Genomic DNA, 18,177 nt, shown 5'->3' with positions numbered 1-18,177 from the left:
TCTTTTCCTCTCCTAACTTATATTTTGCCAATCCTTGAATACCGGCTGAAAGCCCTTTTGATAGAGCATCTGTCTGATTTCTTCCACACTGCGGCTGTCCGAAACGTCAAACTGGCCGTCGCCTTTTTTCTCGCTGTAGCCTCCGACCTCGGTTACCGCTCCCGCCGACATCCTGGTCAGTCCTATCCCAATCAGATTATCTCTGAATTCCGGCCTTTCCCGGGTAGAAATCGTGATTCCCACATTAGGCAGGAACAGTCTCAGGGCCAGCATGATCTGCACAAAATCCTTATCGTTGACCGGGCTGGGAACCTGGAAGCTTCCGGTATGGGGTCTCATCCGGGGAAGAGACACACTGACTTCAACATCCGGATAATTTTTCATCAGGAAATTGGCATGTAAAGCCGTAAAAAAGGCTTCCGTCCTCCAGTGATGAAGCCCGAGCAGGGCCCCGATGCCCATACTTCTTATTCCTCCCTGACAGCCTCTCTCCGGAGCTTCCAGACGGTAACGATAATTACTTTTGGGACCGCCGGGATGCATCATTTTATAGGTATCCTCATCATAAGCCTCCTGGAAAAGCGTCAGCCCATCCACTCCGCTTTCTGTCAGCTGCTGATATTCCTCAACATCCAAAGGATAAACTTCCAGGGAAACAAACGGAAAATACTTTCGAGCTTCCTGTACACACTCTTTGATGTATTCTACTCCGGAATGCTGTCTGGACTCCCCCGTCAGCAAAAGAATATTCTTAATCCCTCTTCCGGCCACGGTCTTGGACTCTCTGGCCACATCCAGAGTATTTAATTTCCCGCGCCCAATCCGGTTGTGCACATTAAAGCCGCAATAAAGACATTGGTTTACACAATAGTTAGCCAGATAAATGGGGGCAAATAAGATGACAACCTTACCGAAATGGCGGAATGTGATCTCCTGGGCTTTTTTGGCCATTTGCTCCAAATACCCTCCTGCCGCCGGTGAAAGAAGTGCCGCATAATCGTCCAGAGAAAGGTTTTCCTTGCTTAACGCTCTGTTAACCGCTTCTTCATCCGCGGTCAGGATTTTTTTGTGCAGGGATTGTTGATCCAATTCTTGCAAATCATCGTAAAAGCTCATGATGTTTACCTGTCTCCCTTATGAATTTAGAAAACCGGTCAGAGGGGAAGATGCCTCCGCATATTCCGTCACTGCGCCTGTTCCCGCCAGAAAAGCTTTTCTTCCGGCCTGCACCGCTAAAGCAAAAGCCTCCCCCATGCCTGCCGGATCTCCGGCTGTAGCGATTGCCGTATTGACAAGAACTGCGGCAGCCCCCAGCTCCATCGCTTCCGCTGCCTGGGAAGGCTTGCCGATTCCGGCGTCGACAATCACCGGCAAATCAATTTCCTCAATCAGGATTCTCACCAGTTCCTTTGTCTTAAGTCCTTTATTCGTGCCGATCGGAGCACCGAGAGGCATAACCGCGGCCGCTCCGGCATCGCGCAGCCTTTTGGCCGCCATCAGATCCGGGCACATATAGGGAAGCACGACAAATCCCTCTTGAGCCAACACTTCTGTAGCCTTAATCGTTTCCTGATTATCAGGCAGCAGATATTTGGTATCGGAGATCACTTCGATCTTGATCCAGTCCCCACATCCCATTGCTCTGGCCAGCCTGGCAATTCTTACCGCTTCTTCGGCATTTCTTGCGCCCGAAGTATTGGGCATGAGAATACATCCTTTAGGAATGTAGTTCAGCATGTTTTCCTCTTTGGAATCCAAGTCAACGCGCCGTACTGCTACGGTAATGACCTGGGCTCCTGAGCTCGCCACAATTTCAGGGATTAAGGCATTTGTGGAATATTTGCCTGAACCGATGAATAATCTGCTCTGAAGCTCAGTTTGGCCGATTTTGAGTCTGTCTTCATTCATTGCATTTCCTCCCAAAATATTTAAAGGCTTTATCCGTAAGGATAAAGCCTAAATTCTCATTCTTTTAATGCGAACGCTTCCCTACGATGGTCCTAGCCATGTCAGGTTCAAAGGGTTTGAGACAGCCAGTCTCTCTCAGCCAGAATTGGCACCCCCAGCTTTAATATATCTTTTTTCTCATTGTAGCAGATAAATCATCAAATGTGAATATTTTTATTTGCTGTCAACACACAGAAAACCATTTTGATGAAAAGAGGAAAGGACAGGTGCCTCCGTTTTACCGGAATTGACCTGTCCTTTCCTGCGGGACATTTTGATATTCTACGTTCTTCCTGATTCTCACCCTGATGACCCGAAAGCCCTTACCAAAGAACCTCCCTCTTCCGAGATTATGACCATTTGAGCCATAACGGAAACCATTTCGTGAATAATCCTAAAAACGTTAGCCTTCCTCCACTCTTTTGACTTGAAAACTACTCCCCTGTTTCGTTAACCAAAAGCGGTATCCCATGGAACGATCAATACCAGACTCAATACAAACCTGAAACATTCTTTGGGTTTCTCCTTGCGGGCTTCGGGTCTGTCAGGGTTATTTTTATTATAAATGACGGAAGGGATAAAGTAAAGCGATGTTCAGAATTGTCTCAATATTTCTTTTTATTCAGTCTATTATACGAATTCCCGGCAAAATATTGAACAGGACTACAATACCGCCGGGCTATTCCCAGTCCTTCCAAACCTCGGCTTGATATCCGACCGTAGCCAGTTTGCCGTTACGGACAATCGGTGTTTTGAAAAGAGCAGGATGATTTAATAGAATTTCCTCTTTGCCGGCCGCGCTTCTGATCTGCTCAATATTTGATCCGGCATATCCTTTAGCTTTCGGATTAATGAGGTCTTTCAGCTCGATATTTTTCCGGACACTCTCCAGTTCGCCCTTACTCAATCCTTTTTGTTTCAAGTCAATAAATTGGTATTGAATCTTTCTCTCTTTAAAGTATCTTTCTGTCTTCTGCGTGTCAAAGCATTTTTTCAGTCCAAAAATCTGGATGTTCATGTTTAAACAAAATATCTTTCTAAAAGCCCTTTAAATGCCCTGCCATGGCGTGCCTCATCTTTACACATCTCATGGACGGTATCATGGATCGCATCATAATTGAGCTGTTTTGCTCTTACCGCGATATCCTTTTTGCCCTGACAAGCTCCGAATTCTGCTTCAACCCGCAATTCCAGGTTCTTTCTTGTATCAAAAACGACTTCTCCCAGCAGCTCTGCAAATTTGGCTGCATGCTCCGCTTCTTCATAGGCAATTCTCTTATAAGCTTCAGCAACCTCCGGATATCCTTCTCTGTCTGCCTGGCGGCTCATCGCCAAGTACATGCCGATTTCTGTACATTCTCCGTTAAAATGCGCTCTCAATCCTTCCAATATTTCAGGATCAGCGTCTTTTGCCACACCAAGCTTATGCTCATCAGCCCATTGTTTGGCGCCTTCCTCAGAGACAGAAAATTTGTCGGACGAGGCATTGCAGAGCGGACATTGTTCAGGGGCCTGATCTCCTTCATGGATATAACCACATACTGAACAGATAAATTTTTTCATTTTGTTCCCTCCATATGTATTTCATTAACACTACTATATTAAGATATTCCCTGCTGCTGTTCAAACCCGGTTTAACGCCATTATCAAGCAATATCACTAAAATTCTTTCCATTAAATAATTATTTATAATTATTCTTTGTTTTATATTATTTTAAATTATTCCCTTGCGAAGATCTTTAGATCAGAAAAACCTCTGAAGGATTACTCTCCCAGAGGTTTTTCTCAAGGTTTCCTTTAGATATTTTCAGCGATAAAATAGATCAGCTTCTCGGTACTTTCCCAGCCAAGACAAGCATCAGTGATGGACTTGCCATAAACATTTTCCTCAATACCTTGCCTGCCCTCAACAAGATAACTCTCAATCATTAACCCTTTAATCATTTTTTTCAGAAGGCTGTCATACCTCCTGCTCATTAGGATTTCCCTCGCGATTCTGGGCTGTTCATAATAAAGCTTCATTGAATTGGCGTGATTTGTATCAACAATGATGGCCGGATTGAAGAGCTGACGCTTTTCGTATTCGGAAGAGATATTGATCAAATCCTCATAATGATAATTGGGAATATTCCTGCCATACGAGTCTACGGCACCCCTTAAAATGGCGTGGGCGAAAGGATTACCCGTTGTGGCAACCTCCCAGCCGTTATAAATGAAACTATGCCCTTGCTGGGCCGCCACTATGGAATTCAGCATGACGGACAGATCTCCGCTTGTCGGATTTTTCATCCCTACCGGCGTACTGACTCCGCTTACAGCCAGTCTGTGCTGCTGATTTTCGACGGAGCGGGCCCCAATCGCATTGTATCCGATGACATCGGACAAATACGTATAGTTTTCCGGATAAAGCATTTCATCAGCGGCCGGCATATAGAATTCACTTAAGGCCTTAATATGCAGTCTTCTGATCGCCTTTATGCCCTCATATAAATCAGGTTCTTTACTCGGATCGGGCTGATGAGCCATACCCTTATACCCTTCTCCTGTTGTGCGGGGCTTATTGGTATAGATCCTGGGAATGACGAAAATGTTATCTTTGACGCGATCCTGTACTTGAGCCAGCTTTTCTATGTATTCACATACGGAATCTTCATGATCGGCCGAACAAGGGCCAACGATCAAAATAAACCGGTCGTCTTCATTGCAGAAGATTTTTCTCAGGTCCTGGTCTCTTTGCGCTTTAATTTCCCGGATATGCTCCGGCAAAGGCATTTGTTCCTTGATCTCGTCTGCGGCAGGTATCTTCTTGATAAACTTCATGCCCATTTTTGTTCTCCTTAAATCGTGGAAAAAGAAAGGTTCCTCTTCCTGGTATTGATTATCTCAGTTTTTCAGAAGTAATTGATCGACAGTATTGATTAACTCTCCGATCTCCGGCTTACTCAGCTGGGCGTCCGCCCCGACTGAGACCCCCTTGTGTTTTAAATCATCGGTAATCAGAGAGGAGAAAATAATCACCGGCAGCTTGTTCAGGCTGGAATGCTCTTTAATTCTCCTGGTCAAAGTATGCCCATCCATTGTCGGCATCTCAATATCTGTAATCACCAGTTGAACATCCTCAATAAAGTTTTCTCCTTTCGTCTCGAATAAATTCAACAAATGATCCAGCAGCTGTTTTCCGTCGTCAAAGATGTTCAGATGTTGAAAACCGGTCTTCGTCAGAGTATCCCTTAACAAGGCTCTGATCAGCGGGGAATCGTCCGCTAAAAGGATTTTGATCTCCGATCTGTCTTTGGTCTGAATATTGGCTATTCTATGTTCATTTATTCCGGTATTCGGGGAAATATCTGTTACGATTTTTTCAAAATCCAGGAAAAGAACCAGCTTATCACCCAAAATAATATTCCCGGTGACCAGAGAATCAGCCGATAAGGTTTCCGGTTTTAAGATTTGTTCCCATTTTATTCGGTGCACGCTGGTAATATCATCGATTGTAAAAGCAACCTTTAGCTGATTAAATTCACAGATGATGACTTTTGTCCAGTTTTCTGTTTTCTCCTGGTCTAAAACATATTTCAAATCGATTAAAGTGACCACTTCACCCCTGTTGAGAATCAAACCCGCTATGGCGGGATTGGCAAGGGGAATCTTCGTTATTTTCATCGATTGGATATCTAAAACTTCTTTCACCTTAATGACATTAATCGCATAAAATCTGCCGCTGATTATAAATTCGAGTATTTCGACTTCGCCTGTTCCGGATTCCAACAAAATCTCACTCATGATCTTCATCCTTTGCTTTCTTCTTTTCCCATTATATTCGATATTTTGCTTTCATTATCCTTCTCCAGGCCTGATCAAACTTTTTTGATGACTTATCCTTTCTCTGTTTATACGGCATCAAGATTCTGTTCAAAGAAATACCCAATCCCACGTACAGTCCCGATCGATGTTTTGCTCAATTTCTTTCTCAAATAATACACGTATAAATCAACATTGGAAAGCTCATTTTTAGAACAATAACCCCAGACACGATCAAAGAGCTGTTCTCTGGTCACCACTTTCCCGGTATTGCGCATTAAGATTTCAAGCAGCAAGGTTTCTTTTAAACTTAATTTGATCGTCTGATTTTTTTTCATGACCACACATTTTAAAGGGTCTAAAACCAGTCCTGCCGCTTCAAGTTTATTTTCGATTATGGCTTGATTTCTTCTTCTTGAGAGTACCCTTAATCTGGCCATAAATTCATCCATATCCAAGGGGGTAACCAGACAATCATCCGCACCGGCATCTAAGACGGCCACCTTGTCTCCTGAATGACCATCATCACCTAAAACAATTAATGGAGTGGAAATTCCCAGGTCACGGAGGTCCCTGATAAAAGCAACCCTGTCTTCATTCGGACTGTGCAAATATAAAACAATAACATCAAAATCACCGGCTGCCGCTTTACTGAAGCCTGACTCTTCATCATAGGCAGCCTCAACCGTGTACCCTTCTTTTCTCAACACAGCGAATATTTTTTTCCGACTTCCCATTTCATTCTTAATGAACAATATTTTCATTTTCCCAGCCCTTCTTTTCTTCATCATGATTTATATGCTTGCCGCCGGATCAGAAAACACCCATAAACGGCTGCCGGTGTAATTGATCCCCGTACATAAAACAGTTGAAATGATTTTACTGATCATAAGCGGCCATTGCAGCTGGTCATGGAGCCCGACAATTGCCCCGTAAGTCAAGGCTAGAGTAAACAGGTTGAGTCCGATAAACCGGATGAATTGCCTTCCTGACGGACCATATGTCTGAAAGGTCCATTTTCGATTCAATATAAAGCTATTGAAGAAACCGCCTGAATACCCTACGCATTGCGCAATGAGCAAAGGAGCCCCGATCAGAGAGAGCAGAAAGAAAAGAATCAGATCAACCGCTGTATTCACGCCCCCTACCAGGCAGTACTTGAGGAATTTCGCGTAATGTTGAATCTTAGCCGGCATATCTTTCACTCCTCCTCTCTTTTTTTCAGTCCATAGCACTCACTGACAATATAGAGCGGACGATGCCGGACCTCATCATAAATGCGACCGATATATTCTCCCATAATTCCCATCATGGTCAGGAGCATCCCGCTCAAAAACAGCTGGAGGATAATCACCAGTTTCCATCCTGGGGCTGAAAAGGTATTCCCTTTCAGCGTCAGAAAAACAACACAACAGACCAGGCCGGCCGCGATCAGAACAGCACCGGCATAGGAAGCAAGTTTTATGGGTTTTAAGGAGAAAGAGGTCATTCCATCTATACTTAGTTTGATCATTTTTTTTAACGAATATTTTGTCTCCCCTGCCGGCCGTTCATCTCTCTCGTATTCTATTGCCGCCTGTTTGAATCCGATCCAACTGACCAGACCGCGCATAAAACGGTTTTTTTCCGGGATTCGTTTCAGTTCTTCACAGACTTTACGGTCAAGCAAGCGGAAATCACCGGTATCCACAGGGATATCTATTTCCGTCAACACCCGCAGGACGCGGTAGAAAAAATGAGCGGTCTGTTTTTTGAGAATGGTTTCCCCTTTACGTTTGCTTCTTTGGGCATAGACAACATCATAGCCTTCCTTCCATTTGGCGATCATGTTGACAATCAGCTCCGGAGGGTCCTGAAGATCGGCATCAATCACCACTACGGCCGCACCTGATGCATAATCCATGCCGGCGGTAATCGCGACCTGATGACCGAAATTGCGCGAGAAATCGATCAGCTTCACCCTGTCATTCCCATTCCGGAAGCCTTTGATCAGAGCCGCTGTTTGATCACGGCTTCCGTCATTTACGAAAATCAGTTCATATTTTTCACCGGTGTATTCCATGACCTTGACCAATCTCAGATAGGTTTCTTTGATCACGGCTTCTTCGTTATAAACAGGAATGATGACTGAATAGCGAATATTTTCTTCCATTCCCTTCCTCCTTCTCGCCCTAACTAAAAGACAGGAATCAGCAATCCGTTTTATCCTTTACAATCATTAATATAACCAGTCATTCTGAATGACTCCTTAAACTTACCTGAAAGTTTATTTAGGATTTCCTGAAAATTCGCTGAAAAAGAAGACAAAAAAATAGCTTTACCTGATATAGAGAACAAGTAAAGCCATATCTGAAATTGACTGTTTGGGTTGAGGAACAGTGTTTATTGAGAGTGTTTATTGAGGGGGAGCCCTACTTGAAAAGCCGTTCCTTTCCCTTCAACCGTAGCCACTTTGATTGTTCCGCCGTGCAATTCAACAATCGATCTTGTGATGGATAAGCCCAATCCTGAGCCACCGTGTTTACGGGTCCGGGAAGAATCACACCTGTAGAACCGGTCAAAAAGATAAGGAAGATGCTTTGCCGCGATCCCGGGACCATTGTCTTTCACTTCTATCTCAACTCCATTGGCAGTATCCTTGAGACTGAGCTCAATCCGGCCCTCTTCTGCTTCCGTATGCTGAACAGCATTTTGAAAAAGATTTAGAATCACCTGTTTGATTTTGTCCTCATCAAACCTGCATCTCAACGCAGATCCAAGATTAATCGTGACTTTTCTCAGTCCGGCCAGCATTTTCAACTGCGGCTCCATCTCTTTGATCAGATTATCTAACCTGCCTTCTTTAAGCTCGATCTGGGGTGTGCGGTCCAGCTTGGCCAGCTGGAGAAGATCCTGAATGAGTTTCTTCATGCGCTCAGATTCCGTAAGCATGCTTTTGAGGGATTTTTCCAATTTATCCGGCTGGTTGACCGCCCCCCTTAAAAGCACTTCTAAAAATCCATGGATAGAAGTCAACGGAGTTCTCAGCTCATGGGAAGCATCGGCAACAAATCTCCGCATCTGCTCTTTGGCCTCCTGCTCTGCTTTAAAAGACAGTTCCAGCCTTTCCAGCATTCTGTTGAAGGAACCGGCTAATTGGTCGATCTCAATCTGACCTTGTTCGACCGGAAACCGTTCAGCCAGGTTTCCGGAGTTGATCTGTTCCACGGTTTCCGCCATCTTGGACAAAGGGACCAGGGTTTTTCTCAGAACAGGGATAAAAGCCAGTATTCCAGCGATGAGAGCGAGCAGGGACAGAGATAAAAAGGCAATTAATATATGATAAAGGATTTCCTTCAAGGGCGCTGTCCCCATACTGACCTGAACTGTGCCAATTCTTTGCCCTCTCTCAAAAACCGGGTGCAAAACAACCAACTCTTCCGAATTCGTTCCGCCGTTTACAATCTGATATGCTCTCCCGTACTTAAACTGAGAACTATTTTCATAAGTTGTCAAATCCAGTTGAGGCGGGGTCCTGCCATCTGCTGTAGAATTGGAAATGACATAATAGTTCCCCTCGGCATCAACAAACGCGACCGTGGAATCGGGGGTCATAAAATAAGGCAGCCGGTCCGGCTTCATCGGAAAATTATTGTTTTTATTGTCGCCAATAATTTGGCCGGAATCCTTTGCGTTGAGGATCAGATTATCCCATACTCCCGGGGAAATGGCTTTCATTTGCTCCTGAATACTGACTGCTTTATTCTGATAGATAAACTCGCTCATGATGACGTATTGAAAAACTCCGATAATCGCCATCAAAATTGCCATTAAGAGCAAGGAGCGGGATAAGAGCTGAAACCGAAGTGACTTTATAATAAAAAAGCGCTGAAAAGGCTTGGGCATCCTCATGGCAGATCTACCCTGTACCCTGAACCGCGCAGGGTTCGGATCAATTTATGTTCCTTATCATTCAATTTATCCCGCAAGGACCGGATATAGACTTCAACAATGTTTTCATCTCCGACAAAGTCATATCCCCAGACCTTGTCTAAAATCTTGGTTTTGCTTAACACAAGTCCTTGATTGAGAACCATAAAACGAAGCAGCTCGTACTCAGTCGGAGAAAGCTCCAGGACAACCTGATGATAAAAGATTTCTTTCCGCCTGTCATCAATGCGGAAAGGCCCGATGACGACTTCCCCCAGAAGATTGGGAAACTGGTTGCGCACTCTTGCGTGGATTCTGGCCAACAACTCCTCAAAACTAAATGGTTTGGCCATATAATCATCCGCTCCCAGAGTAAGCCCTTTCACCTTATCGTCCACTTCATCCTTTGCCGTGAGCATGATAATCGCGGTATTCTCCGTTTTTTTCAGCATTTTGCATACTTCAAACCCATCCATCCCCGGCATCATGACATCCAGGATCGCAATATGCGGCTGAAACTGTTTGACAATCGTCATTGCCGACATCCCATCCTGAGCTGTCATGACATCAAACCCCTCGTTTAACAGGCCCATCTCCAAAAACTGCAAAATATTCGGCTCATCATCGATCAACAATACTTTTATCCCTTTTAATTTTTGCATTTGAGAGCCTCCTTCAAGATTCAAGGAAAGAAAGAAAAAATCAAATTTTTTCTTTCTTTTTTCTATTATTTCATATTATACTGAATTCGTTCTGAATAATCACTGAAATAAATCTGAGCGTTTTTCCGTCATGCCGAAAATCTTCAGCTTTTTTTCAGCAGACAATCAATGCACGCTCAGAAATCACTTTTATACTAATGATATCTTTTACCGGCAATCCTGATTATCATTCAGGACCTGTTCTGCCGGAAAAAACGAAGGATGTGAAAAAATGAGAACGATTCTCGTATCCGGGGGCGCCGGGTATATCGGCAGTCATACCGTCAGGTTATTGTTGGAAGAAGGATACCGGCCTGTCATCCTTGATAGTCTGGTCACGGGCCATTTATCCTCGGCTCTTCCCGAAGTGCCTTTCTTTAAAGGGGATATTGCGGACGGGCTTCTGGTCCGCAATATTGTCCAAGATCTGGGGATCGATGCTGTGATCCATTTTGCCGCCCGCAGCCTGGTTGGTGAATCTATGCAAAAACCCGACCTGTATTTTCACGAGAATACTGCCAAAACAAATCTCTTTATCAGTGCCCTGCTCAGCGCGGGCGTGAAACGGGTGATTTTTTCCTCAACCGCGGCAGCCTACGGTATTCCAGAACAGGTGCCTATTCCCGAAGCTGCCGCGACAATCCCTGTCAATCCTTATGGCGCCTCCAAACGGATGATTGAGCAATCCTTCCCCTGGCTGGAAAAAGCCTATGGGCTGGAATGGATCTCTCTTCGCTATTTCAATGCCGCCGGGGCCCTGTTTGATGGCTCGCTCGGTGAACACCATACTCCGGAAACTCATCTGATTCCCCTGATTCTCCGAACAGCTTTAGGACGCCAGGAACAGATCAGTATTTTCGGGACAGATTACCCCACTCCGGATGGGACCTGTATCAGGGATTATATCCATGTGCTTGATCTGGCCAAAGCCCATATTCTGGCCTTAGCGGCTTTGGAGAAAGGTGTCGGCAGCGGTGTTTTTAACGTAGGAACAGGATCCGGCCACAGTGTCAGGGAAGTGATTGAAACCTCCCGTAAAATTACAGGCCGGAACATCCCCGTCCTGGAGTGTCCGCGACGTCCCGGCGACCCTGCCCAATTGGTGGCTGAGGCCGATAAGATAAGAACCACGTTTAACTGGTCTCCCGGATACAGCTCTTTAGATCAGATCATTGAGAGCGCCTGGGCCTGGCACCGTAAGAATCCGGATGGTTTTCCCCATTGAATCACCCTGTTTTCAAAACATATTGTCATCGCTTTTCCTGTTCAGGGCCAAATCAAATACCGTTTTCGCCGCCCAAATCAGGAGAAGAACATTGAGCAGAGAAATGATCCGGAGCCAAAAGCCATATCCGCTTGAGTCCATGATCCTGCTTGTATGAAAGAGAATAAAAAATGTATTGAAAAAGCTTGTCACGCTGACCCCGCCGGCAAGAAAAAACAGCCTTTTATCTTTGAGGTAAATCCAAGCAAAAACGGCCAGGGCAATTGCCGGAAACAAATAGCGTTCATGCATTCTTGTGGCTAAAGTGAAAACACCCATGATTTGCAGCATTGCGGCGGCAAAAGCAAATCTCCTGCTGTTTCCCTTAATATATACTAACCAGGAAAATAATGTGGTCAGGACAATCAAGATCAGGCCCCATCTATGATAACTAAAGAGCAGTAATGTCTTTGCATCATTGACATAATTTGCGCCCAGCAAGCCGTACAGATTAAACGCATTGACCGAAGCATAGGGGTATTCGGCGACAGTCCCCGCAAATAACTGATAAATCCAGGTCAAACCCCTGTTTAAGGAAAACGGGAGGATAATGATGAGAGCGGTAATGATGGCGGAGACCATTGCTTTCAGGATATCCCCCATCTTTTTTGTCCGCACCAATTCAAAAAAAAGCACGGGGAGAAAAATGATTCCCTGAGGCTTCATCAAAACTGCCGCCGTAAAGAAAACCGCCGAAAATCCGAGTTTCTTTTCCGTCAGCAGGTATACCGCGGCAACAATAAGCAGAGTGAAAAACGAATCCACCTGTCCCCAGAGACTGGAATTAATCCATACTGCCGGATTGAACAGATAATACGCCGCCAGCAGTATCCCCGTTTTCCGGCTGTGATACTTCGAAGCGACCTTGAAGATGAACAGCGCGGTAGCCAGATCAGCCAGAATAGCGGGCAGTTTTATGATCAAAACCGTATAGGGACTAATTGCCGGAAAGCTGAGCAGTTTTCCGATCAGAAAGAGGACATAAATATAAAGCGGCGGATAATCACTGGAAGATTTGAAATAAAATTGTCCCAAATTGTCCGCCGCAGTTCCCGCCCAATTTCTGAACAGATGGATATCCGAGCTAAATCCTTCGATGGAGACGGCGGCGGCGATCCGCAGGCACAATCCCATACAAAGCAGCAGGATGAGGATGGTCCCTTCACGCGGTTTATTTTTCAACACGTTCTCTCCTTTGATAAAAAAGAGCTTTTTCAGATCATTTCAGACTTCTGAGCAAGCTCTTTTTCTTGTTCAATCAGAAAAGTTGAATCGATAAAGGGGTTGTCTGTTTTAATGCTCTATTAAGGCAGACAACTGTTCCTGCAGGCCCCGGCTGATTGCGGAGGTGCTTCCTACGACCGTTCCTTTGGTCAGATAACCCTTATTATAGGACAGGAAATACTGGATTGATGAAGGAAGCGTGTTTTGCGGAACAACGATGACAAACCCGTTATTCTTTGCTGCTAACGCGGACGCCAGCAAGGCGTCTCCAAATGGTTTGCCTCCTGAAACATCACTGGAAGCAACCAATGCTGAAGCAAAGTATACCGGCCGCGCGGACTGCTTATCGAGCAGGTTTTCCAGAATGATCTGCTCCGTATTATACCTGTCTGTACCGCCCCATCGTTCCACCGTATAATTGCCCGCAAGCTGCTTTTCAATATTTGGGCTGATTATTCCCGTTCCACCGATAAGAATAATCTTGTGGGGAGAGACTGTTTTCAACGCCGCCAGGGTTTCACCCGGAATGGTATCTTGATCTGTCAAGAGAATTGGGGACCCCTGTGCGGCGGCGAATGAGCTTATCGCCATTGCATCGGCCTCACCATGACCATAGGTCATATACACAACATCCGCGCTGCCGATCTGGGCCGCGATTTGTGCGGCTGTATCATATCGATTTTTTCCACTTAGACGGGAGATGGTTAGCCCTGAAGAACTGAGACTGGCTTCTATCTCTTTGGATATGGCCTCTGCTCCGCCAATAATAAATACCTGACTGGCCCCAAGCTCCTGAATCTTGGAGAGAACCTCTGAATCCAACGAGCTTGAGGACGTCATTAATATCGGCGCGTCCAACTTTTTCGACAGTGGGACAGCGGCCATTGCATCTGCTAAAATATCATCCCGGGTTAAGATGACAATACTTGAACTTTCCCATCCCTCTTCAGCTACGGCGACTGACAGGCCCGCACTTCCCTTTCCGTTTTCCCCGATCCGCTCTCCTTCCGTGTAAGCTTTAACGACCGGAATCGTCCCAATAATATGCCCTTCCAGAAGGATATCGGCATTGCCAAACATCGTCGGAGTCATGGAAAAGCTCGCCTTCCCAAGATAATCTGTGGTCAGACTCAGAGTTCCCGCTCCAACCGAGGTTCCGTCAATCGTCACAGACTGTCTGCGAATGGCCTCTCCATGCGCATCCCCCAGCTCTATTGTAATTTTGTGAGAAGGATTTGCGTCGTTGATGATCAATGAGCCTGTAATATCAATGCCCGGATCAGCCACTTCAATCGGGACGGTAACCTTATCCCCATCCGAACTTTCTACCACCAAATCGTAATCACCGGCAACATCTACTGTCACATTGTTGATCGAATAATAGCCGGAGCTTCCGGATGGCATGTAAGATGTGCCTTTTCCGTCTGAATCGTACAGGATTGCGGTAACACTTCCTGTGAACAGATCTCCATTATCATCATAGAGCTTAAAGTTAATTGTTGTGCTGACCCCTGTTGTCAGCCGATAATCTGATGAAGTCAAAAATTCTATATCATCCAGCTCTTCAGAAGCAAAAGCAGTTTGAGGAATCACCGTGGCGATGACCAAAAGCATAGTCATGAACAATACAAATATTGTCTTTTTTTTCATTGTCTTTCTCCTTCTTATTCAAATCTCAAAGCATCAATCGGATCCATTTTTGCCGCTTTTCTGGCCGGCACGACCCCAAAAACAACGCCGATCAAGGCCGAAAAACAAAAGGCAATGATGATGGAAGAAACAGAAATACTCGATCCCATGCTCAAAAACTTGGAAACAAGTGCGGAGGCGGCATAGCCGAACCCTATGCCGATCATTCCGCCCAGAAGGCAAAGAACAACAGCTTCCGTCAGAAACTGAAGCATAATGTCTTTTTCCTTGGCACCGATTGCTTTACGGATTCCGATCTCCCTTGTTCTTTCCGTCACTGAGACCAGCATAATATTCATGATCCCAATCCCGCCGACCAACAGGGAGATTCCGGCTATTCCTCCCAGAAGCATAGACATGGTCTTGGAGACACTTTGCACGGTTTCCAAAATCGTTTCCTGGTTTTGCACCGTAAAATCATCACTTTCACCCGCCCCGGTATCAATACCGTGGGCTTTTTCCAAAACGGCGATAATCTCCGCTTCGGCCTGATCCATCATTTCTTCGGACGCTGCCGCTACGTAAATAGTCCGCAGGTACTTATTGCCCACCAGACGGCTGGCATTGGTCGTAATCGGAATAAAGATCATATCATCACTGCTGTTCATTCCCGAAGAACCCTGACTGACTGTCACCCCCACAACCTTAAAAGGAATGTTATTGATCTTAATCTTCTGGCCCACGATGTCGGCGTCTTCGCTTCCCAAAAGTGAGCTTACCACTGACGGCCCGACTACCGCTACCTTCGCATAGTCCTGAACATCCTCCGCAGTAATGAATCTCCCTGTACTGATTTCCAGGTTGCGAACCTCGGTATACGTCTCGGTCGCTCCGGTAATTGTGGTATTGGTATTTTCCGCGCCCAAAACGACCTGTACCCCTGATTTGTTATTTGTCGGGGCAACCGCCTTAATGGAATCACCCAAGGCTGCAATTTCTTCCGCATCGCTCATTTTTAAAGAATTCATACTCCCGGCCGCGCTTCTGACCCCATTTGAGCTTGATTGCCCCGGTGAAACAGTCAATAAATTCGCGCCCAATCCTTGGATACTCGAAGTAATATCTGATGTCGCCCCATTGCCGATACCGACCATAGCGATCACCGCGCCTACACCAATGATAATTCCAAGCATCGTCAGTATTGAACGCAGTTTATTGGAAATCAAGGCCCGAAGGGATATTTTTACAGATTCCCAAAAGTTCATTTCTTATGCCCCTTCCTGGAACTTTGAAGGATCAGCGATTCTCTGAATTTCTATTTTCTCGTCACTTTCCACCGCCCCGTCCCTGAAGAAAATTTTTCTTTTGGTATGTTCGGCGATATCCGGCTCATGGGTGACCAAAGCGATGGTATTTCCATTCTGGTGAAGCCTTTGAAAAATCGCCATTACCTCGATACTGGATTTTGTATCTAAGTTTCCTGTCGGTTCATCGGCCAGAATAATTGCCGGTCTATTCACCAAAGCCCTGGCAACGGCCACCCTTTGCTGCTGCCCCCCGGATAATTCCTTGGGGCGGTGATAAACACGTGCTCCCAGCCCGACTGATTCTAAAGCCGCCAAGGCCCGCTCCCGTCTTTCCTTTGCCGGAACTCCGGCATATAACATTGGCAGCTCAACATTTTCGACCGCCGTCGTCCGCGCAAGCAGGTTAAAGCCCTGAAAGACAAAGCCGATCTTCGTATTGCGGACAACGGACAGCTCATCACTGGAAGCCCGGGAGACATCTATTCCATCCAGGACATAACTCCCCTCCGTCGGTCTGTCTAAACAGCCGAGAATATTCATCATCGTCGATTTTCCAGAACCGGAAGGGCCCATTATCGCCACAAACTCTCCCTCATCAACCTGCAGGTCAACTCCTCTTAAGGCTGCGACCTGGATCTCCCCGTTTGCATAAATCTTTTTGATTCCCTTAAGTGTAATCATTTTTCCTCCTTCATCAGTTTCCGGGAGGAGGACCACCGCTCGGACCTCCGGTCATACCGCCCATAGCGCCTCCCGATGAGCGCTGGCCAAAACCGCTGTTAGAATTGTTTCCGCTGCCGCCGGATGATGAAGAGTCCGCCGGGGAAGATTCCACAGCCTTAAAGCTTACAATGATCTTCTGACCCTCTGTCAATCCGCTTTTGATTTCGACATCGGTATCATTATCAAGCCCTGTTTCTACCTCAACCAGGTTGACATCGGCCTGGGTAATATCCATGGCATTTTCGTTTTTGGGAACCCGGACATAAGAACGATTATCTCTTTCGACAAGCGCTTCACTGGGTATGGTCAGGACATCCTGAGACTGCGCCAGGATAATGCTGACATCGGCATTCATTCCCGACCGCAAAACGGAGCTTGGTTCGTCTATCGTCACCTTTACACTAAAGCTGGTAACCCCTGAGGTAATTGTCCCTTCCAGATCAACCTGTGATACCGTGGCGCTTATTTCTGTATCCGCCAGAGTATCAAGAGTGACGACCGCTTTTTGTCCAACCTCGATTTTCGTAATATCCGACTGATCGACAGTCGTCTCGATGTCAAAAACATCTGTCGCCGCAACCATTGTAATGATACTGTCCGAAGATGAAACCGTCTCATAGTTTTCCACTGAGACTGTGACAATGACGCCATCCATAGGCGCGACAATGGAAGCATTGGCATAATTGTCCTGAGCCTCCGAGAGATCTGCCTGAGCCTGGGCCAGTGAAGCCATGGCCGCCAGAAGGGTAGGCGAATCACTGGTTGAATATCTCTTGGCCTGAGCCTGGGCCGCTTCGAGATTGGTTTTCGCCGCTTCGTAAGCATTCTCGGCCGATTCCAGGACCTTCCCCGCTTCCCCGTTTTGGGCGTCCTGAGCGGTTTTTAACGCTTTTTCCGCCTCATCTAATGAGGCCTGAGCGGATGGCACATTGGTCGTTACACCGGACTGCTGGGCTTTGGTCAACGCCTCACTCGCCGCTTCAACTTTCTGTTTGGCCAGGAAAACCTGGTTGGTCAAATAGGCGGGGTCTGCCTCCCGCTTCGCCGTATTTAAAGACTCCTGGGCCTCATTTAATTTCGTCATGGCACTGGCCAACGTCGATAATATGGTTGAATTTGAACCTTCCAACGCCTCCTGATATTTGGCCTGGGCCGAAGCAAGATTCAATTCCTTTTGGGAAAGGGTCTGCTCAAGTGTCGTGTCGTCTATCTTGGCCAACACTTGTCCCTGACTGACCTTATCTCCTTGTTTCACATTCAATTCTGTGATCTGCAAGGAGCCGCTTCCACTTTGTTCAAACCCCAGTTTTACGGCATTCGGATAATTTACTGTCCCAGTGGCATCAATTGACTTGACAATACTGCCCTTTTTCACGATATTTGTCACTGCCGTGGCCGCGGGAGTTTTTTTGGCAAAGGCATGGTAAACACTATAGCTTCCCCCAATAATCAGGACTGAGGCCAGTAAACCCGCAATGATTTTCTTTTTCCTTGTATTGAGCTTGCTGTGCAAAAAGGCGCCTGCTGTTTTTGAGCCGTTTTTTAGGAAACCGGCGGGATTTTTCAAATTAAATTTCACCTATTGCTCTCCTTCCACTTCCGAGTATATTCGCTTTTTCTATCTGGATATTGCAGGAATACAGTTTATACTATAAAATCATTTTCTGAATCA

At 46.0% G+C, this 18,177-nt stretch carries 17 protein-coding genes and 1 riboswitch; of the genes, 1 reads left to right on the top strand and 16 read right to left on the bottom strand.

The window, feature by feature from the left end:
* Positions 1 to 12 precede the first annotated feature (12 nt).
* From thiH to SGLY_RS08185, 11 genes are all read right to left on the bottom strand, one after another.
* On the bottom strand, positions 13 to 1,116 hold the full coding sequence (thiH, locus tag SGLY_RS08235; protein ID WP_013624820.1) for a 2-iminoacetate synthase ThiH: 1,104 nt from the start codon (positions 1,114 to 1,116) through the stop codon (positions 13 to 15).
* An 18-nt stretch (positions 1,117 to 1,134) separates the two neighbouring features.
* Positions 1,135 to 1,908 (bottom strand): thiazole synthase, encoded by a 774-nt coding sequence (locus SGLY_RS08230; RefSeq protein ID WP_013624819.1) that lies wholly within the window; start codon positions 1,906 to 1,908, stop codon positions 1,135 to 1,137.
* 61 nt (positions 1,909 to 1,969) lie between these two features.
* Positions 1,970 to 2,074: riboswitch (TPP riboswitch) on the bottom strand.
* A gap of 552 nt (positions 2,075 to 2,626) precedes the next feature.
* Entirely contained in the window at positions 2,627 to 2,965 is a 339-nt protein-coding gene (locus SGLY_RS08225; protein WP_013624818.1) for an arsenate reductase family protein, read from the bottom strand.
* Positions 2,966 to 2,967: 2 nt separating this feature from the next.
* Positions 2,968 to 3,510: an NADH peroxidase gene (locus tag SGLY_RS08220; protein ID WP_013624817.1), complete on the bottom strand. Its 543-nt coding sequence runs from the start codon at positions 3,508 to 3,510 to the stop codon at positions 2,968 to 2,970.
* 234 nt (positions 3,511 to 3,744) lie between these two features.
* The gene (locus SGLY_RS08215; protein WP_013624816.1) at positions 3,745 to 4,773 is read right to left on the bottom strand and encodes a 3-deoxy-7-phosphoheptulonate synthase; all 1,029 of its coding nucleotides are present in this window, start codon (positions 4,771 to 4,773) and stop codon (positions 3,745 to 3,747) included.
* Between the two features lie 57 nt (positions 4,774 to 4,830).
* Positions 4,831 to 5,730, bottom strand: coding sequence for a chemotaxis protein (locus tag SGLY_RS08210; protein WP_013624815.1), 900 nt, complete (start codon positions 5,728 to 5,730; stop codon positions 4,831 to 4,833).
* Positions 5,731 to 5,837: 107 nt separating this feature from the next.
* Positions 5,838 to 6,512: a response regulator transcription factor gene (locus SGLY_RS08205; protein ID WP_013624814.1), complete on the bottom strand. Its 675-nt coding sequence runs from the start codon at positions 6,510 to 6,512 to the stop codon at positions 5,838 to 5,840.
* A 30-nt stretch (positions 6,513 to 6,542) separates the two neighbouring features.
* Positions 6,543 to 6,944, bottom strand: a complete 402-nt coding sequence (locus tag SGLY_RS08200; protein WP_013624813.1) for a GtrA family protein — start codon at positions 6,942 to 6,944, stop codon at positions 6,543 to 6,545.
* Positions 6,945 to 6,949: 5 nt separating this feature from the next.
* Positions 6,950 to 7,900, bottom strand: a complete 951-nt coding sequence (locus tag SGLY_RS08195) for a glycosyltransferase family 2 protein (RefSeq protein ID WP_013624812.1) — start codon at positions 7,898 to 7,900, stop codon at positions 6,950 to 6,952.
* 230 nt (positions 7,901 to 8,130) lie between these two features.
* The gene (locus SGLY_RS08190; RefSeq protein WP_013624811.1) at positions 8,131 to 9,639 is read right to left on the bottom strand and encodes a sensor histidine kinase; all 1,509 of its coding nucleotides are present in this window, start codon (positions 9,637 to 9,639) and stop codon (positions 8,131 to 8,133) included.
* Positions 9,636 to 10,319, bottom strand: a complete 684-nt coding sequence (locus tag SGLY_RS08185; RefSeq protein WP_013624810.1) for a response regulator transcription factor — start codon at positions 10,317 to 10,319, stop codon at positions 9,636 to 9,638. Before SGLY_RS08185 ends, SGLY_RS08190 begins: the two co-directional genes overlap by 4 nt.
* Before the next feature lie 271 nt (positions 10,320 to 10,590).
* On the opposite strand from SGLY_RS08185, the gene galE reads away from it, so the two are divergent.
* Positions 10,591 to 11,583, top strand: a complete 993-nt coding sequence (galE, locus tag SGLY_RS08180) for a UDP-glucose 4-epimerase GalE (RefSeq protein ID WP_013624809.1) — start codon at positions 10,591 to 10,593, stop codon at positions 11,581 to 11,583.
* Between the two features lie 12 nt (positions 11,584 to 11,595).
* Here the strand turns inward: galE and SGLY_RS08175 are convergent, their stop codons facing one another.
* The 5 genes from SGLY_RS08175 to SGLY_RS08155 all read right to left on the bottom strand — a co-directional run bounded on the left by SGLY_RS08175 (position 11,596) and on the right by SGLY_RS08155 (position 18,084).
* Positions 11,596 to 12,807: a hypothetical protein gene (locus tag SGLY_RS08175; protein ID WP_013624808.1), complete on the bottom strand. Its 1,212-nt coding sequence runs from the start codon at positions 12,805 to 12,807 to the stop codon at positions 11,596 to 11,598.
* A 108-nt stretch (positions 12,808 to 12,915) separates the two neighbouring features.
* On the bottom strand, positions 12,916 to 14,496 hold the full coding sequence (locus SGLY_RS08170; RefSeq protein ID WP_013624807.1) for a cell wall-binding repeat-containing protein: 1,581 nt from the start codon (positions 14,494 to 14,496) through the stop codon (positions 12,916 to 12,918).
* Between the two features lie 14 nt (positions 14,497 to 14,510).
* Positions 14,511 to 15,740: an ABC transporter permease gene (locus tag SGLY_RS08165; protein ID WP_013624806.1), complete on the bottom strand. Its 1,230-nt coding sequence runs from the start codon at positions 15,738 to 15,740 to the stop codon at positions 14,511 to 14,513.
* Positions 15,741 to 15,743: 3 nt separating this feature from the next.
* A complete protein-coding gene (locus SGLY_RS08160; RefSeq protein ID WP_013624805.1) occupies positions 15,744 to 16,463 on the bottom strand; it encodes an ABC transporter ATP-binding protein in 720 nt (239 codons plus the stop codon).
* Positions 16,464 to 16,476: 13 nt separating this feature from the next.
* Entirely contained in the window at positions 16,477 to 18,084 is a 1,608-nt protein-coding gene (locus SGLY_RS08155; RefSeq protein ID WP_013624804.1) for an efflux RND transporter periplasmic adaptor subunit, read from the bottom strand.
* Positions 18,085 to 18,177: the final 93 nt, after the last annotated feature.

The organism is Syntrophobotulus glycolicus DSM 8271, from assembly GCF_000190635.1.
In the GTDB taxonomy this organism is placed as follows: Bacteria; Bacillota; Desulfitobacteriia; order Desulfitobacteriales; family Syntrophobotulaceae; genus Syntrophobotulus; species Syntrophobotulus glycolicus.
Note: the sequence above shows the minus strand (reverse complement) of the source record. Positions and strands in the feature narration are given on the sequence as shown.